Raw genomic sequence first — 17,328 nt, 5'->3', positions numbered from 1 at the left:
AAATTGAGGAATTTTTATGAGGAAAGCAAAAATGTCTTCGACAGGCTCAGACTGACATCTCGGATATTAATTGTTCCTTCATAAAACTATAAAAATCATTTTCATATTTACTTTTATACAAATAGATTAAAAACAAACGACAATTTATTTATCTTTGTTAATCAGTACTATAAAGTCTAATCTAAAATACAAAATATGCAAACTACTTATTATTTGTCTTCTGCTCAAGAAATAAATGCAGATATTTTAGAAGCTATTAAAATTGCATTTAAATCGAAAGCAATAACTATTACTATAGAAGAACAACATTCATCCGAAGTAAATGAAGACACTAAAGAAATGTTAGACTACAGATTAAATGATTATTTAAAAAACCCAACTGAAGTTGAAAATTTTGAGGATTTATTAGATAAAATGTACCATGAAATATAAGATGGTTTACAGACCATTTGTAAAAGAAGATTTGCAAAATGCTGTTGATTATTATAAAAATATTTCACCCAAATTAGCAAAAGAATTTCTTTTTAGAATTAAAGAAGCCAAAAATTACATTTATAATAATCCGGAAGCTGATGACATAATGTATAAGGAAATAAGGATGCATAGTTTATATCAGTTTCCTTATCACATTCATTATTTTGTTGACAACAAAAATGAGCAAATTGTTGTTTTAGCTGTAGCTTTTTCTAAAAGAGAAGATTTAAATTTTATCCGAAGACAATAATTTAAACTGCCATTACACCAATCTTATTAATCGCAGGTAAATCGGTTTGAGCATCTACATTTATGGAATTTGCTTTGAAAATGAATTTCTTATCATACATTTTATTTCCAATAAAGTAAGACAAGGAGAATTCATTATTTAGTTGTAAAAGATTGTTTTCTAGAAACTCAACTTTTACAGCTGTTTGTGGCGCAAGTGTAGCAAAAGCGTGACGCAATTGCATCGTGTTTCTGTTTTCACCATCAATTAAACCATAAGCTTTAGAAATAATCATTGCCATTTCTAAAGTTTCATTGGTTGCGTTTAATAAATAAGCATACCAACAATTTTCTTGAAAATCATCGCTAAAATCTTGTATGGCAACTATATGTACGTTTTCTACTTTTGGAATTACTATGTCTGCTTTCATATATGTAAATAAAAAAACCTAACAGCTTTTGAAAACCTGTTAGGTCTAGTAAAATATAAATTATATTGTTGCTTTAAATTGCTCTAAGAATCTAACGTCATTTTCATAAAACATTCTGATGTCTCCAATTTGGTATAAAAGCATTGCAATACGCTCAACTCCCATTCCGAATGCGAAACCTGAATATTCTTCAGAATCAATTCCACAATTTTTCAAAACATTTGGATCAACCATTCCGCAACCACCAATTTCTAACCAACCGGTTCCTTTAGTGATTCGGTAATCTGTTTCTGTTTTTAAACCCCAGTAAATATCGATTTCTGCACTTGGTTCAGTAAATGGAAAATAAGAAGGCCTAAGACGAATTTTAGATTTTCCGAACATTTCTTTCGTGAAGTATAACAAAGTCTGTTTTAAATCAGCAAAAGACACGTCTTTATCTATGTAAAGTCCTTCCACTTGATGGAAAATACAATGTGAACGAGCCGAAACTGCTTCATTACGAAAAACACGACCTGGAGAAATTGTTCTAATAGGTGGTTTATTGTTTTCCATATAACGCACTTGTACAGATGAAGTATGTGTACGCAAAAGCAAATCTGGATTCGTTTGTGTAAAGAAAGTATCTTGCATATCACGTGCTGGGTGATATTCTGGTAAATTTAAGGCTGTGAAATTATGCCAATCATCTTCAATTTCTGGTCCTTCGGAAACGTTGAATCCTAAAGTAGAAAAAATATCAATAATTTGGTTTTTTACAATCGAAATCGGATGACGAGAACCAATAGCAACTGGTTCACCTGGACGCGTTAAATCGCCATAAATTCCTTTTGATTCTTCTTTTGTTTCTAAAACTTCTTGAAGAGAAGCTACTTTTTCTTCGGCAGTAGTTTTCAATTGATTGATAACTTGACCGAATTCCTTTTTCATTTCGTTAGGAACATTTTTAAATTCAGCAAACAATTCTTTAAGTAACCCTTTGCTACCTAAATACTTAATGCGGAATTCTTCTAACTTTTCTTTGTTTTCAGCATTGAATGCTTTGGCTTCTTCAATGTGTAATTTAATCTTGTCTATCATCGTTCATTTTGTAAAGTGCAAATTTAGTGAAAAGGTTTTAGGTTATCGGTTATAGGTTATAGGTTTTTTTTACTGTACACTATTTAATAACTTCTTTTTCTAAAAAATAATTCACAATTGCATCTTTCATTAATACAGATTGTTCACCAGCTTTTAATGTTGGTAATTCTTCTTTTACGTTATAATGAGGCCAGCCTTCAGCATCAAAATAATCGAATTCATAATATCCATAAGGCTCAAGTAAACGACAAATGGCTATATGCATAAGGTTTACTTTTTCATCTTTTTTGAATTCTTGAGTAAATTTTCCTAATTCTTGTACTCCGATTAGGTATATAATGGCATCAAGATCTAGCGTGTCACCATCAGCAAATTTGCTTGATAATAGCGAAACTACTGTTTCCCAACGTTCTTTTAATTGTTCGTCTCTTGACATTTTTTTTGTGATTGTGGGTTATAGGTTATCGGATATAGGTTTGCCCTATTATCTTTTACCAATCTCCAAATTTCTACAAAGATAGTAAGTAGAATTTTGACTTTCAATAATTCTTTTATCTTTGTTCGATTGTATATTATCTAATGTCTTACAATCTTTTGTCTATATGAGTTTTATTGATATAATTTTTGCTGCTTTTTTAGCTTATGCTTTGTATAAAGGAATTAAAAACGGCCTTTTTGTTGAGCTGGCTTCTTTAGTTGCTTTGTTGGCTGGAATATTTGTTGCTTTAAAATTTTCTGATTTTACAAAATCTATTATTGAAAACAATGTTTCTTGGGATCCAAAATATATTGAAATTATTGCTTTTGCTTTAACATTTATTGCAGTTGTAGCTGGAATTCATCTTTTTGCAAAAGTATTGACAAAGATTGCTGATTTTGCTTTTTTAGGTTGGATTAATAAATTAGCTGGAGCCGTTTTTAGTATGCTTAAAACTATTTTGGCTTTGAGTATTGTTATTTTATTGTTTGAAAAAATCAATGTCAATAATATGATTGCTAAAGAAGAAACGTTAGATGATTCTATATTTTATAATCCAATAAAGAAAGTTTCTGAATTTGTTTATCCACAGATTGAAGAATGGTATGAGAAGAGTGTTCAGTATTCAGCTGACAGTGAGCAGGGTTTAGAAAGTAAATAGAAAATTTATTCTTCTATTAAATTTAGAATTTCAATTGTCTCTTTCTTTTCTACTGGATTTTTGATTCTTACAGTAATTTTTTTATAATTCCAGGTATCGTTATTTAGTTCAGCAGAAATATCAAGCATTGCTTTTCCTTTTTTACAAGTTATTTTTATGGTGGAATTTACAATTTTATTGTCATCAGAATAATTGACAGAACCGTTTAAAATTGTCATATTATCAATTGGTTGAATTTCTCCTAAAACTTCATTTACTCTATCGTTTTGCCTTACTTTTTCTAAAGCTAATTCATAAAGTTTTGGATCTGCATAAGCTTTTGAATAATTACCTAAAACTGAACTAAAAGCAATTATTAAAAGAGAAATCGTTAAAAAAAGTACAATTCCAGTTAATGGAATAAACCATTTCCAATTCTTCTTAAACCAACTTTGATTCTCAATTAGAATATTATCCATGATATTTTATTTCTGAAAACTGCCTTCTGCAAACTGAATACTGAGTACTAATCTCTAACTTCCTTAATAGCACTACTCAAAACCCAACCTTCTGTTTTATCTGTTAGATGAATTCTTTTGTAGTTGTCTAATGTTTCTTTTACGTAGACTTTTGTGCCTTCATGAAGTGTGAAAGCGTTGTCAGAATCTTCTTTTGGTTCTGCTTTTACCTCAACAGTATCTTCAAAAATTATGGCTGGCTTGTCTCTTGTTTTGAAATTGGTTAAAAAATTAGCAGATAGAAAAGAAACTATCACTAAAAATAAAGCGACAAATATCGAAACAAACGAAAAACGCTTGATGTTTGATTCTTCTTTATACAAAAACAAAGCAAAACTCAACAAAGTTAGTACTGAAAAAATCACGCTTAACCAAGTCCAAGTGTTGATTGAGAAAATTGATGTTATACTTTTTATGAATTTAGTAAACCCTAATTCGTCAATTACTTTTATGTTGTCGATTGTTCTTTTTTGAGCGAAAGCTAAATTGGTTTTTATAGCTTTATTAGTTGGCTCTAATAACAATGCTTTTTCATAATAATAAATTGAAGGAGCTACTTTATTCAATTTGTAATAAGAATTTCCAAGATTAAAATATAAATCAGCTGATTCTTGTTTCAAGCTTTTTTCGATAAATTCATATTTCTGAATCGCATTTTCGTAATCTCCTTTTTTATACATTTCATTGGCAATCTCAAAAACTTTTTGAGAAGATTCATCGGTTGATTGTCCAAATGAAAATTGGAACAATAGTATAAATATGTAAACTAAATTCTTCATTTTATTAAACTGATTTAGTTTGAGTTAATTCTTTTTCTAATAGTGAAATACTTTCTACGGCTTTTTCAAAATCTAATTTCATGGTATCGTCTGATGAAGGTGCATATCTTGCAAATTCGGCTGATTTCATTGTATTTATAAAATTAGCAACAGATTCTTGAGAAGCATTTTTCTGCACTAGTAATAATTGGATGTTTTCTTTATCCATTTCAGACGTTTCAATATTCAATTTAGCTTTTAAGAAATTATGTAATGCTTTTTCAATAGCCAAATAGAAAGGCACTTTGTTTCCTAATTGTTTTTTAGCTTCCCCTAAATATTTCTTCGCTAATTTGTTATTCATTCGAATTCTGTTTCCGTGTTCATCGCTTACGTATTCGTCTGTTTTACGTTTCACTATGAATAAAATCGGAATAAAACACAACGGCAAGAGCAATAATGAATAATAAATAGTTGATCCAAATGGTGTGCTTTTATTTATAGGTTCAAAACTTGTTTTTCTATTTATGAATTGGAAGGTTTCCGTTTTAGTAATATCTTGTTTTTCAGAATTATTTGAGGCGACTGTTGCTAAACCTGGCCCATCTATAACATCTACAACAAATTCTTCAGAAGTGATAGTTTTGTATGAATTAGATTTCAAATCAAAATAAGAAAACACTAATGGTTTAATTGGATATTTTCCTTTGGCTTGAGGCACAATTGTGTAAGTGTCTGAAATTTTTCCTATCATTCCAGATAAAGGTGTATTGACTTCTTCGTTGTGTTTTGGCTCGAAAACATCGAAAGCTGTTGGTAATTCAAGTTTTGGTAATTCAAATAATTTTAAATTTCCTTTTCCTGAAACTTCAACCACTAAATCTAATGATTCACCAAACTTGACTTGCTTTTTCGAAGGCACTATTTTAAAAGCAAAATCTCCGACAGCGCCTTTAAAATCGATTGGTTTATTAGCTTCTGGCAAAGGCTTTACATTAATTGTTCTTGCACCAGCAGAAATAGTTTTTGAAACGGTTTGAAAAGGACTTTCATAAGGAGAAGTTCTTCTAACGGGTACATTTACATCCATTGTAATTGTTAAAGGATCTAGGTTTTTATTTCCTGATTCTAATGGATATAATATAACTTTTCTCCATTCAACCATTGCATAGTCTTTTCCGTTGTATTTTGCTAAAACTGCTTTTAAGTTTTTCATATCTTGAAACTGACTCCAAAAACCATTGTAAGCTGGATTATCTGTTTCACGAACATTATTTACACCATATCTTGGATCAAAATATACTTTATAAACTACGGTTACAGGTTCATTTACATAAGGATTTTGTTTAGAAATATCAGCCACTAAAAAAACACCTTCTCCAACTTGAGCTAATGGATCATTTGGATCATAAGGCATTTGTACAGCATCAACAATTCTTACAACAACTGGATTTGATTTGTAAATTATTCCTTCATATTCGATTGTTGCCGGCTGAATAGTAAAAGTTCCTTTTGACTTTGGAGTAAGGTAATAATTTAATTGGGTGAAAATTTCTCTTCTACTGTTTACTTTTCCGTTATTAATAGAAATTGAAGTGTTGTTTCCTTTACTAATTGAAGGACCTTCAACTCTAAAAGACTCTAATTTTGGTGGATCAAAGTTATCTCCATCATTGTTAATCATAAAAGTAAGTAGAATCTTTTCGTTTAAAGCATAGGTATCCTTATCTGTTCTTGCTTCAAATTTTACTTGAGCCAAGGCAGTGAATTGGATTAAAATCGCGAAAATTAAAAAAATCTTTTTCATTTTATGCTGAATTTATTTCAGTATCTAATTATTACCAATCTTTATCTGTTTGAACACGGACTCCTTTTTCTTTGCGAGAATTTACTTTTTCTTGAATCTTCTTTTCAGCGTTATTAACTGCTTCTAAGATGTTTTCAATTTTTTGTTTGTCAGCTCCTTGTGGTTTTGGATTTCCTTTATCCTCTTTATCACCTTCTTTATTTTGATCTTTTTTGTCCTTTTTATCTTGTTGATCTTGGTCTTTATTCTTGTCTTGATCTTTATCTTTGTTTTTATCCTTATCATTTCCACCACCACCACTTTTTGGAGGATTTTCCTTTAAGAACTTTTTTGCTAAAGCGTAATTATAACGCGTTTGCTCATCATAAGGATTATTACGCAAAGCATTTTTATAAGATTCAACTGCTCCTTGATAGTTTTTTTCTAACATTAAAGTGTTTCCTAAATTATGAAAAGCCTTATGTTTTTCATCCTTAGTTTTAGCGGAAGTTGTTGCTTCAAAAAACTTGAACTTAGCTTCTCCTGGTTGATTTAGTCTATAAATACTATTTCCCATATTATAATAAGAAGCTGCTTTTACCTTTTTATCGGATGAAGCCGAAACTCTATAATCTGCCTCTGAAGCAATGTATTTCTTTCCTTTGAAAGATTCATTTCCTTTATACAAATCTTTGTGATCTTCTTGTGCAAAAATAAAAGAAGAAACTAATAAAACTATATAAACAATTACTCTATTCATCTCTTTTCTCTTTAAATAAATTTAATTTTTGAAACCAGGCTGTTTTTCTTTCAAACATCAGCAAATCTATAAATAACAGCAGAAATCCTAAACCTAAAAACCATTGATATTGCGATTTAAATTCAGCTATTTGTTGTGTTTCAGATTCGTTTTTTTCAATTGAATTTAAAACAGTTTGCAAATTATCTACAACTGATTTAGTATTATTTCCGTCTAGATATTTTCCTTTAGTTGCTTCTGCAATTAATTTTAGTGATTCAGCATTCATTTTGGTTACAACTATTTCACCGTTTGAATCTTTTTTGTAGCCTAAAACTTTGCCATTTTCTTTGATTGGAATTTGTCCACCTTTAGTTGTTCCAACACTTATTGTTACAATTTTTATACCCTTTTCTTTAGCAATTTCTAGAGCTTCTTTTGAATCATCACCATGGTCTTCCCCGTCAGAAATTAAAATCAATAACTTACTTTGTTGGTCATCATCAAAGAAATTGATCGCTTGATTAATCGCTTGATTTAATGCAGTTCCTTGTGATGAAAGCATATTAGTATTCGCGTTTTGCAAATACATTTTTCCAATACTATAATCCGATGTCATTGGTAAAATAGGATAAGCACTTCCCGCGTAAGCAATTAAACCAATTCTATCTCCTTGTAAATTATTAATAATTTGGTTGATGATTTGTTTTGATTTCTCTAAACGATTTGGAGCAACATCTTCGGCCAACATACTTTTAGAAACATCTAACGCAAAGACAATATCAATTCCGTCACGTTTTATCGTTTCCATTTTTGTTCCTAATCTTGGATTTGCTATAGCAATTATTATAGCACTCAATCCCAAAACGACCAATAAAAACTTAAGAATTGACTTAAAACCAGAATATTCTGGAATCAGTTTTTTTACCAAATCTAAATCACCAAACTCTTTTTGCTTTTTAGTTTTCCAATAAAAATTGAATACGAAAAACACTACCACAATTGGCACTATCAGCAATAAATACAAATATTTTGATTCTTCTAGTTGAAACATTTTATATAAATCCTCTTAAAATTGTGTTTCTTAATAGTACTTCTATCAACAATAAACCACAAGCTACAAGTAGTAATGGTCTAAACAATTCGTTATAATTAGTAAATTTTTTTTCTTTTATTTCTGTCTTTTCAAGCTTATTAATGTTGTCATAAATGGCTTCTAATCTTTCATTACTTGTTGCTCTGTAATAAATTCCGTCTGTTTTTTTTGCAATTTCCTTCATTAAACCTTCGTCAATTTCTACATCCATCATTTGGTATAAAAATTTTCCACTTGGTCCTTTTGCATAAGGAAACATTGCTCTTCCATTTGTTCCTAAACCTATTGTATAGACTTTTATTCCGTATTTTTTGGCAATATCAGCAGCCATTCTTGGGTCAATTGTTCCTGAATTGTTAACACCATCAGTCAATAAAATAATTATTCTGCTTTTGGCTTTACTTTCTCTTAAACGGTTTATAGCAGTTGCCAAACCTACACCAATTCCGGTTCCATCTTGAATTATTGAATCATCATATTCAATAGATTTTATAGCTTGTTGTACAATTAATGCATCTGACGTTACTGGTGTTTTTGTATAACTTTCACCTGCATAAACTACAATTCCGATTCGGTCATTTATTCTATCATTTGCGAATTTTGAGGCTACTTTTTTAAGCGCATCTAAACGGTTTGGTTTTAAATCTTTGGCCAACATACTTCCAGAAACATCTATTGCCATTACAATATCAATTCCACTTGTTGATTTTTGTTTTACTGAAACATCAACTGTTCTTGGTCTTGCTAATGCTAAAATTATTAACGATAAAGCTATCAATCGAACGTAAAACAATAGTGGTTTTACTTTTGACAATAGTGAATGGCTATTTTTGAACGATTTTGTTGAGCTAATTTTTAAACTTGCATCTCTGTTATTTTTGTTATAAAAATACCAACCAATAGCTAATGGGATTGTTAAAAACAACCAGAAAAAATGTGGATTTAAAAAAGTTATATTTCCCATTATAAACTACTTTTTTTAAGTTCAATAGAGTTTCTTACGCGTTCCATCATCTTCTCTGCATCTTTATCACCGTCTTTATAGATTAAAAAGAACTCTTGTGCTGAGTTTGGTTGCGCAAAAATCACAATTTCATAAGCCATTTTATATTCTTTTTTATCTATAGGATTATTTACTGTAAATGTTCCGTAGGCCTTTTTACCTGAAAGCCCTTTTTTTGGTTCATAATCACCAACTTTTACTAAAATATTTTTTGCACCAACAGATTCTAAATATTTAATATCTGCTTCTATAGCAATGTCTTTATCTAAAGCGACAGAATCTTTAAAAGTAGTTGTGTTTAATGTTATGGAGAAGTTATCAATCAAACTTCCATATGTAAATCTTCCAACAGACTTAACAGTTGGTGGTAAATTTTGCTGCACTCTTTCGTCAACAGTACGTTTTAAAACTCTTGGGGTTTCAATTTTTATGGCTGGATCACCATATTCTGATATTACCCATTCTTTTTCTAACAATTCTTTTGAGGTGTGTCCAATATAATTATCTTTCAAATAATCGTAAGCAATTGTTCTAGCAAATACTATTAATGATATAAACAAAAACACAATTACAACTACAATAGAAAGTACAAGACGAATTACTTTATCTTTTTTAGCTTTCTTGATTCTAATTTCTTCTTGAAACAGATTATCTTGTTCTTCTTGGGTTCTTGGAGTTGCTTTATCTAATGACAATAAAAACTCATTTATTATCATTTTACTTTCTTCAATTTCTGAAGCTATTGGTTGTGATTTGGCAAATTTTACTAAATCGGCATTTTTTAATACTTCGTTAAATTGGTTTAATGAAGAAGGACTGATTTTTATATTTCTTTTTCCTGTTTCGGCTCTTAATGCTTTGTATAGTTCATTTGAAGTACTTTCCATAGCAGGAACAGACAGTGATTCTTCTATGTAGACACGAGCAATATCTGTTAATTCAGAATAATACTCTTTTACTTTTCCGTTTTGCCAAAGACTCTTTTTTTCTAGGTTTTCAGAATAGACTAATGCTTTTTCAATTGGAGAAGCGAAACCTTTAGCTTCCTCTTTTTTATTTTTCTGAATTCTTTTTATAATGAAATAAGCTAAAACGCCTAATCCAATAACTAAAAGACCAAATAACACATATTTCCACCAATCACTTGCTGGTTTATTGACTTCTACAATAGGTTTAATATCAAACATGGGTTGCACAATAGTATCAACCTTTACATCATTAACTCTGACTGAAGATGAATCTGAAAAATATTCTTTATTATTAATTCGAACTGCAATGCTAGGTATTTTATAAACTCCAGAATCAAATTGCGTTAATCCGTATTTTTTTATTAATTCTAGTTTGTCATTGTCTTTGATTGTGTCAATTGGGTACGATTCTAAAACTTCTAGACGACCAATGAATTTTCGCTCTGGAAAAACCACATGATCTTTTAGCGTTACTTTTGCTTTTAGAATCAAATTCAATTGAGAACCGATTTTTATTTCTGTAGAATCTACTGAAGAAGTTATCGATTGGGAAAATCCAAACGCTGAAATCAATAAAAACAGTATGTATAATCTTTTTGTCATTTTTTTATTTCTGAAATCTAAATTCAATTATCATCAATCTTGAAACATTATCTAGCCTTGAAGTAACTCAGCAATTTTTTTACGTAATTTTCATCAACTCTTGAGTGAATTACTCCAGCTCCAGATTTTGAGAAAGTAGTTTTGAAATAATCTACATTTTCTCTGTGATTAACTTCGTAATCTAATCGTAATTTTTTTGAATTTGTATTTACATACATTAATTCGTTTGTTTCTGCATCAAGCATTTGAACCAACCCAATATTTGGAATACTTTCTTCTCTTTGGTCAAAAACTCTAATTCCAGTTATATCGTGCTTTTTTGAAACAATTTTTAAAGTTGATTCATAATCTTTCGCCATAAAATCTGAAATCACAAAAACAATTGCTTTTTTCTTCATGATGCTTGATAAGAATTTTAAGGCTTGAGACAAATCGGTTTTCTTGCTTTTTGGCTGAAATTCAATTAATTCTCTAATAATTCTTAACACGTGTGATTTTCCTTTTTTTGGTGGAATAAACAACTCTATTTCGTCTGAAAATAAAATCAACCCTATTTTATCGTTATTATTAGTCGCTGAAAAAGCTAAAGTTGCTCCAATTTCGGCAATAATTTCACTTTTTAATTGGTTTTTAGTTCCAAAACTTTCAGAACCAGAACAATCAACTAATAGCATCATGTTAAGTTCTCGTTCTTCTTCAAAAACTTTTACGTAAGGTTCGTTATATTTTGCTGTTACATTCCAATCAATACTTCTAACATCATCTCCAAATTGGTATTGACGGACTTCAGAAAAAGTCATTCCACGTCCTTTAAAAGAAGTATGATATTCTCCCGAAAAGATATGATCGCTCAATCTTCGGGTCTTGATTTCTATTTTACGTACTTTTTTAAGAATTTCTTTTGTATCCATTTTTTTTGAGTAATCAGTGTTCAGTATTGAGTGATCAGTGATTAGCTTTGTGTTGTACAATTGTCAACAATTCAACTTTTTTAGTAATTTTAAAGTTTTAGCGTGTTATTTTACGTTAAGCAACTGCCAACTAATAACTGAACACTACCAACTAAGGTACTTCAACTTCGTTTACAATTTTATTGATGATATCCACAGAAGTTATATTTTCAGCTTCTGCTTCGTATGTAATTCCAATTCTGTGACGAAGAACATCATGAACAACCGCACGAACATCTTCTGGAATTACATAACCTCTTCGTTTAATAAAAGCATAACATTTTGAGGCCATTGCTAAATTGATACTTCCACGAGGTGAAGCTCCAAAACTGATTAACGGCTTAAGACTTTCTAATTTATATTTTTCTGGATAACGAGTAGCGAAAACAATATCTAAAATGTATTTTTCGATTTTTTCATCCATATAAACTTCTTTCACGGCTTCTTGTGCACGTTTAATTTGTTCTACAGAAACTACTGGATTGATTTTATCATAATTACCCATTAAACTTTGCTTCATAATCACACGTTCGTCTTCCATTTTTGGATAATCAATAACGGTTTTAAGCATAAAACGGTCAACTTGAGCTTCTGGCAAGGGATATGTTCCTTCTTGTTCCACAGGGTTTTGTGTGGCTAATACAAAAAACGGCTTATCTAATTTGAAAGTTGTGTCTCCAATCGTTACTTGCTTTTCTTGCATCGCTTCAAGCAAAGCTGATTGTACTTTTGCTGGAGCACGGTTAATCTCATCTGCTAAGACAAAGTTGGCAAAAATTGGCCCTTTCTTGATAGAAAAAGCATTGTCTTTCATATTATAAATCATAGTTCCAACGACATCAGCTGGTAACAAATCCGGTGTAAACTGAATTCTACTAAAACTTCCTTCAACAGCTTGAGCCAAAGTATTTATTGCTAATGTTTTTGCTAAACCAGGTACACCTTCTAACAAAATATGTCCTTGTCCTAAAAGTCCAATTAACAATCGTTCAATCATATGCTTTTGTCCGACAATTGTTTTATTCATTTCCATTGTAAGCAAATCAATAAAAGCACTTTCTCTTTCAATCTTTTCATTGATCGCTCTAATATCCAAAGTCATTGTGTTTTCTTCCATTTTATTATTAATTTAGTACCGAATTCTCGGGTAAAACTATGTGATTTTTTATAACGTTTCAAAATTGTACTTTTTTTTACTTTTTTGTTGTTAACATTCCGTTAAAAATAATCTGAATAGCCCTTAATTGGGAATGATTTATGATTTAGTTTTATACTTTTAAGAAAAAATTTAAAAATACTATAAATATGACTGCAAAACTTTCGCCAATTGTGGCTGGAGTTATGAATTGGGGTGTTTGGGACAAAAACTTAAACGCTCAAGAAATGACTACTTTAATTCATGCTTTTTTATCTCAAAATATTACTTCATTTGATCATGCTGATATTTATGGTGGTTACACAACGGAAGCCTCTTTTGGAAAAGCTTTTTCACAATCTAGAATTGACAGAAACGCTATTCAACTTATTTCTAAATGTGGAATAAAACTTATTTCTGAAGAAAGAAATTATAAGGTTAAACATTATGATTATTCGGCTGATTACATTATTTGGAGTGCAGAAAATTCATTAAAAAATCTTCAAACTGATTATTTAGATGTGTTTTTATTACACAGACCTAGTCCTTTGCTTCAACCAGATGAAGTTGCAAAAGCAATTGATCAATTAAAATCACAAGGTAAAATTTTATCTTTTGGAGTTTCCAATTTCACCAATTCTCAAACTGAATTATTACAAAAAGTCATTCCTGTTGAATTTAACCAAATTCAATTTTCAGCCACAGATTCTGAAGCAATGCTGAACGGAAGTTTAGATTTTATGCAAAATAATGCTATAAAACCAATGGCATGGAACCCTCTTGGATCAGTATTTAAAGAAGATTCACAACAAACTAGAAGATTAAAAAAAATCTTGACAGATTTAGTTATCAAATATGAGGTTTCTTCGGATTTGTTATTGCTTTCATGGGTTTTGCAACATCCTTCACATATTATTCCAGTAGTTGGAACAACAAATTTAACTAGAATTCCACAATTGAATAATGCTAAAAAAATTAAATTAGATTTAGAAGATTGGTTTGCGATTTGGACAGAAAGCCAAGGAAATGAAGTTCCTTAAAAACTTTCTATGAAAACTATAAAACATGATTAACAAACGCCTGCTTGTCAAAAATTTACTAGCTCACAATGATGAGAACAGTTTTTATGACAAAAAGCGTCAGTTAAACTTACATAGCAAAGAAGGAAAAGCAAAGTTTTTAAAACACATTTGTGCTTTATCTAATTCAAACCCAACAAATTCATCTTTTATTGTTGTGGGTGTTGAAGATGAAACGAATGAAATTGTTGGAGATGATTTTTTTGATGACAGTCGCATTCAAAATTTGGTAAATGCTTATTTAGAAAATCCTCCAAAAATTCAATATGAGAATGTGCCTTTTCCAAATTTGTCCTCAGATAAGGTTGTTGGTCTAGTTACAATTAAGCCTAATGGAAAGGTTTCTAAATTCAAGAAAAACATTTATACAATTCTGGCAAATTCAACTTTTATTCGAGTCGGAAGCAGTACTATGCCTACCCATGAAAAGGTTTCTTTTTCAAAAATTAACACTGAAACTGTAATTAGCATTGAAAATAATTCTAGAAATAGCATTGAACATACCTTAGAAAGTGTTTTACATTTTATAAATATTTCGCACAAAGACTTGCCTTCAGAATACAAAGTTTTTAAGGAACTTTTTGTAGTTTGTTGGGCTGGAAATAAAAAGAAAGTTAAAGACAAAACGTATTATTCAAGAGTTGATATTGAGCTCGTTAACGAACAAGTGAAGTTGTTTTATTCTGCTTTAGATGAAATTAGCATTTCTTTTGACAAGGAATCTTTTATGATTACCGAATACGTTCAATTAGGTTTGAATGACAAAACCAGTTATTATCCTTTAGAAAAATTAAAAATTACATTTTTTGACAATGGTTATTATAAAATGGATTCCGAATTTTTGTTTGAACCACCACAATATAATCGAAAAATGTTGTTTCACATTTACAATTCGACTTTAGCGTTGATTCAGAAAATGATTAAAAAAAATTTATTAAATGATCAGGAAAAAAAAGATGTTGAAAATATTCCTTCTATTTTAATGATTTGTTACTTAAATGGATTTGATGAGGCCAAACAAAAGTTAATTGATGCTAAATTAGTTTTAAAACAATATGAAAATCCCGAAGTTTACATCGCTTTTAAAGAAGCTTTGCGTGTTTTGAGGAAAATGAAATATAATAAAAATGAATAGAAAATTAGTAATAGGTGATATTCACGGTGGATTAAAAGCTTTAATCCAAGTTTTAGAAAGAGCTAATGTTACTCAAAATGATACTTTAATTTTTTTAGGAGATTATGTTGATGGTTGGAGTGAATCGCCTCAAGTTTTAGATTTTCTAATGGCTTTAGATAAAAAACAAAACTGTGTTTTCATAAGAGGAAATCATGATGACCTATTGTTAAATTATCTAAAAAACAATTCCTATAATATAGAGTGGTTTAAACATGGTGGAAAATCTACTATTGAAGCCTACGAAAAGACAGATGAGTCAACTATATATAAACACATCAACTTTCTTGAAAAATTAGTTTCAAATTATTTAGATGAAGAAAACAGATTGTTCATTCACGCAGGTTTCACCAATTTAAAAGGGATTGATTTTGAACACTTTAAACCTTTATTCTATTGGGATAGAACTTTATGGGAATTAGCTTTAGCATTAGACAAAAGCATTCCGTTTGAAAGTGAATTATATCCAAGTCGATTAAAATTATATAAGGAAATTTATATTGGACATACACCAACTACCAAAATTAATCAAACAACTCCTATCCATAAAGCTTGTGTTTGGAATATTGATACTGGTGCAGCATTTACTGGTCCATTAACAATTTTAGATATTGAAACTAAAGAATTTTGGCAAAGTGATTCGTTACCTAGTTTGTATTCTAATGAAAACGGGCGTAATTAAATTTATCTTGCTATCTTTGTAGTATATTTATTCAAACAAAAAACAAATGAAAAAAATTACTACTCTTATTGTTATTTTAATTGCGTTTACTACTAACGCTCAAGTTTTTAGTGGAAAAGGTGACGTGAAGTTTCAAATAGGTGCTAATATGCAAGAAAATGGAACTGGAATTAATGTTACAACTGACTTCGGTTTAGGAGAAAATATGTCTTTTGGTTTTGCTGCTGTATATTTATTGAATGCAGAAAGAATTAATGATGTAAAGCCAGATTTTGAAGATAGGGCAGATCTTAAAGTTCGTTTTAATGCAAACATTGGAAATGTACTAAACATTAGTGATGCTGTTGATATTTACCCTGGATTAAGTTTAGGGTTAAGAAATTTTGGTGGTCACGTTGGTATCCGTTACTTCTTCACAGATGGGTTTGGGGTTTATTCTGAAGCAGGTTTTCCAATTGCAAGTTATAAAACTAATTTAGTTGGTTTTGACAAATATAATAATCAATTTACTTTTAATATTGGAGCTAGTTTCAACATACAATAAAAAACACAATGGATATAGTTACTGAAAAGAGATTAAAAGATAGAAGTGGTTCTGTATGCGAAATTAGTGGTACTGATGAAAATTTAGTGGCTTATTTAATTGAACCAAAAACAGAAGAAACTCCAGAAAACTGCATTTTAATTTCACAAAAATTAAAAGACCAAATTGAAAATCCTGACACAACTGATTCTAACGACTGGAGAGGTCTTAGTGATAGCATGTGGAATGAGAACCTTCCTGTTCAAATTGTATCTTGGAGAATGCACGCAAGATTAAAAAACATGGACATGTTAGAGATGATGTATCTTGATGAAGATGGCTTAGAATGGGCAAAAGCCACTGGTGAAACTGATGATGATGAAGAAAAAATAATTCACAAAGATAGTAATGGACACATTCTAAACGATGGCGATTCTGTTGTTCTAATCAAAGATTTAGACGTGAAAGGTGCTAATTTTACTGCTAAACGTGGAGCAGCTGTTCACAATATTAAATTAGTTTGGGACAACCCAGAACATATTGAAGGAAGAGTTGAAAATCAACACATTGTTATCTTAACACAATATGTAAAGAAGACTAAATAATCACAAATTAATATTCATAAAAAAATCCCTAATTCAATTGAATTAGGGATTTTTAGTTTTGGTTGGGTTGGTTAATTTTATTTTCTGTTCTTATTTCTTAACGATTAAGAATTCCGAACGTCTGTTTTGAGCGTGCTCTTCTTCTGAACAATCATCACAAACCACTTTTGGTTCGCTTTCTCCAAATCCTTGTCCTGTAATTCTATCTTTTGCAATTCCTTTTGAGATAATATACTGAACTGTAGATTTTGCTCTTCTATCTGATAAGTTTAAGTTATATCTATCACTTCCTCTGTTATCCGTATGCGATTTTGCAAATATAACCATGTCTTTGTGCTCTTCTGTCTTCATTACTTCCACTAACTTATCAAGCTCTTC

21 protein-coding genes are annotated in these 17,328 nt (G+C 30.1%); 8 read left to right on the top strand and 13 right to left on the bottom strand.

Translation table 11 applies throughout. From position 1 onward, the window contains the following. The first annotated feature begins 195 nt into the window (after window positions 1-195). Both G507_RS0106530 and G507_RS0106525 read left to right on the top strand, forming a co-directional pair. Window positions 196-432 carry a hypothetical protein gene (locus G507_RS0106530; protein ID WP_026716746.1) on the top strand — a complete coding sequence of 79 codons (237 nt, stop codon included), beginning with the start codon at window positions 196-198 and terminating at the stop codon, window positions 430-432. Further along, entirely contained in the window at window positions 422-724 is a 303-nt protein-coding gene (locus tag G507_RS0106525) for a type II toxin-antitoxin system RelE/ParE family toxin (protein WP_051191507.1), read from the top strand. Before G507_RS0106530 ends, G507_RS0106525 begins: the two co-directional genes overlap by 11 nt. Window position 725: 1 nt before the next feature. Here G507_RS0106525 and G507_RS0106520 read toward each other — a convergent pair whose 3' ends face one another. The 3 genes from G507_RS0106520 to G507_RS0106510 all read right to left on the bottom strand — a co-directional run bounded on the left by G507_RS0106520 (window position 726) and on the right by G507_RS0106510 (window position 2,649). Beyond that, entirely contained in the window at window positions 726-1,133 is a 408-nt protein-coding gene (locus G507_RS0106520) for a hypothetical protein (protein ID WP_026716744.1), read from the bottom strand. Window positions 1,134-1,193: 60 nt separating this feature from the next. Next, window positions 1,194-2,213, bottom strand: coding sequence for a phenylalanine--tRNA ligase subunit alpha (gene pheS / locus G507_RS0106515; RefSeq protein WP_026716743.1), 1,020 nt, complete (start codon window positions 2,211-2,213; stop codon window positions 1,194-1,196). A 79-nt stretch (window positions 2,214-2,292) separates the two neighbouring features. Then, a complete protein-coding gene (locus G507_RS0106510; RefSeq protein WP_026716742.1) occupies window positions 2,293-2,649 on the bottom strand; it encodes a hypothetical protein in 357 nt (118 codons plus the stop codon). A gap of 166 nt (window positions 2,650-2,815) precedes the next feature. On the opposite strand from G507_RS0106510, the gene G507_RS0106505 reads away from it, so the two are divergent. Further along, window positions 2,816-3,352 (top strand): CvpA family protein, encoded by a 537-nt coding sequence (locus G507_RS0106505; RefSeq protein ID WP_026716741.1) that lies wholly within the window; start codon window positions 2,816-2,818, stop codon window positions 3,350-3,352. A 5-nt stretch (window positions 3,353-3,357) separates the two neighbouring features. Here the strand turns inward: G507_RS0106505 and G507_RS0106500 are convergent, their stop codons facing one another. The 9 genes from G507_RS0106500 to G507_RS0106460 form a co-directional block, all read right to left on the bottom strand. Next, window positions 3,358-3,810, bottom strand: coding sequence for a cytochrome c oxidase assembly factor Coa1 family protein (locus G507_RS0106500; protein WP_026716740.1), 453 nt, complete (start codon window positions 3,808-3,810; stop codon window positions 3,358-3,360). A gap of 47 nt (window positions 3,811-3,857) precedes the next feature. Continuing rightward, window positions 3,858-4,628 (bottom strand): tetratricopeptide repeat protein, encoded by a 771-nt coding sequence (locus G507_RS0106495; protein ID WP_026716739.1) that lies wholly within the window; start codon window positions 4,626-4,628, stop codon window positions 3,858-3,860. Between the two features lie 4 nt (window positions 4,629-4,632). Continuing rightward, complete coding sequence (locus G507_RS0106490; protein ID WP_026716738.1) at window positions 4,633-6,414, bottom strand: BatD family protein; 1,782 nt, start codon at window positions 6,412-6,414, stop codon at window positions 4,633-4,635. A gap of 31 nt (window positions 6,415-6,445) precedes the next feature. Next, window positions 6,446-7,153, bottom strand: coding sequence for a tetratricopeptide repeat protein (locus G507_RS0106485; protein ID WP_026716737.1), 708 nt, complete (start codon window positions 7,151-7,153; stop codon window positions 6,446-6,448). Continuing rightward, window positions 7,146-8,186, bottom strand: coding sequence for a vWA domain-containing protein (locus G507_RS0106480; protein WP_026716736.1), 1,041 nt, complete (start codon window positions 8,184-8,186; stop codon window positions 7,146-7,148). Before G507_RS0106480 ends, G507_RS0106485 begins: the two co-directional genes overlap by 8 nt. A 1-nt stretch (window position 8,187) precedes the next feature. Beyond that, on the bottom strand, window positions 8,188-9,192 hold the full coding sequence (locus G507_RS0106475) for a vWA domain-containing protein (RefSeq protein WP_026716735.1): 1,005 nt from the start codon (window positions 9,190-9,192) through the stop codon (window positions 8,188-8,190). After that, on the bottom strand, window positions 9,192-10,802 hold the full coding sequence (locus G507_RS0106470) for a hypothetical protein (RefSeq protein ID WP_026716734.1): 1,611 nt from the start codon (window positions 10,800-10,802) through the stop codon (window positions 9,192-9,194). Before G507_RS0106470 ends, G507_RS0106475 begins: the two co-directional genes overlap by 1 nt. A 47-nt stretch (window positions 10,803-10,849) precedes the next feature. Further along, the gene (locus G507_RS0106465; RefSeq protein WP_026716733.1) at window positions 10,850-11,713 is read right to left on the bottom strand and encodes a DUF58 domain-containing protein; all 864 of its coding nucleotides are present in this window, start codon (window positions 11,711-11,713) and stop codon (window positions 10,850-10,852) included. A 151-nt stretch (window positions 11,714-11,864) separates the two neighbouring features. Next, entirely contained in the window at window positions 11,865-12,869 is a 1,005-nt protein-coding gene (locus G507_RS0106460; protein ID WP_026716732.1) for an AAA family ATPase, read from the bottom strand. A gap of 188 nt (window positions 12,870-13,057) precedes the next feature. On the opposite strand from G507_RS0106460, the gene G507_RS0106455 reads away from it, so the two are divergent. From G507_RS0106455 to G507_RS0106435, 5 genes are read left to right on the top strand one after another with little or no spacing between them, the layout of a single operon-like run. Then, window positions 13,058-13,927, top strand: coding sequence for an aldo/keto reductase (locus G507_RS0106455; protein ID WP_035665765.1), 870 nt, complete (start codon window positions 13,058-13,060; stop codon window positions 13,925-13,927). 25 nt (window positions 13,928-13,952) lie between these two features. Next, window positions 13,953-15,101, top strand: a complete 1,149-nt coding sequence (locus G507_RS0106450; RefSeq protein WP_026716730.1) for an ATP-binding protein — start codon at window positions 13,953-13,955, stop codon at window positions 15,099-15,101. Beyond that, window positions 15,094-15,822 carry a metallophosphoesterase family protein gene (locus G507_RS0106445; protein ID WP_026716729.1) on the top strand — a complete coding sequence of 243 codons (729 nt, stop codon included), beginning with the start codon at window positions 15,094-15,096 and terminating at the stop codon, window positions 15,820-15,822. The genes G507_RS0106450 and G507_RS0106445 overlap by 8 nt, the downstream gene beginning before the upstream one ends. A 46-nt stretch (window positions 15,823-15,868) precedes the next feature. Then, entirely contained in the window at window positions 15,869-16,366 is a 498-nt protein-coding gene (locus G507_RS0106440) for a DUF6646 family protein (protein WP_026716728.1), read from the top strand. Window positions 16,367-16,374: 8 nt separating this feature from the next. After that, a complete protein-coding gene (locus G507_RS0106435; protein ID WP_026716727.1) occupies window positions 16,375-16,950 on the top strand; it encodes a PhnA domain-containing protein in 576 nt (191 codons plus the stop codon). Between the two features lie 90 nt (window positions 16,951-17,040). Here the strand turns inward: G507_RS0106435 and G507_RS16520 are convergent. Continuing rightward, window positions 17,041-17,328 (bottom strand): OmpA family protein (locus tag G507_RS16520; RefSeq protein ID WP_035665763.1); only part of this gene is annotated, 288 nt, incomplete at its 5' end.

Origin of the sequence: Flavobacterium gelidilacus DSM 15343, assembly GCF_000422685.1 — a bacterium.
Taxonomy (GTDB): Bacteria; Bacteroidota; Bacteroidia; order Flavobacteriales; family Flavobacteriaceae; genus Flavobacterium; species Flavobacterium gelidilacus.
This window is presented reverse-complemented; position numbering and strand designations above follow the sequence as displayed.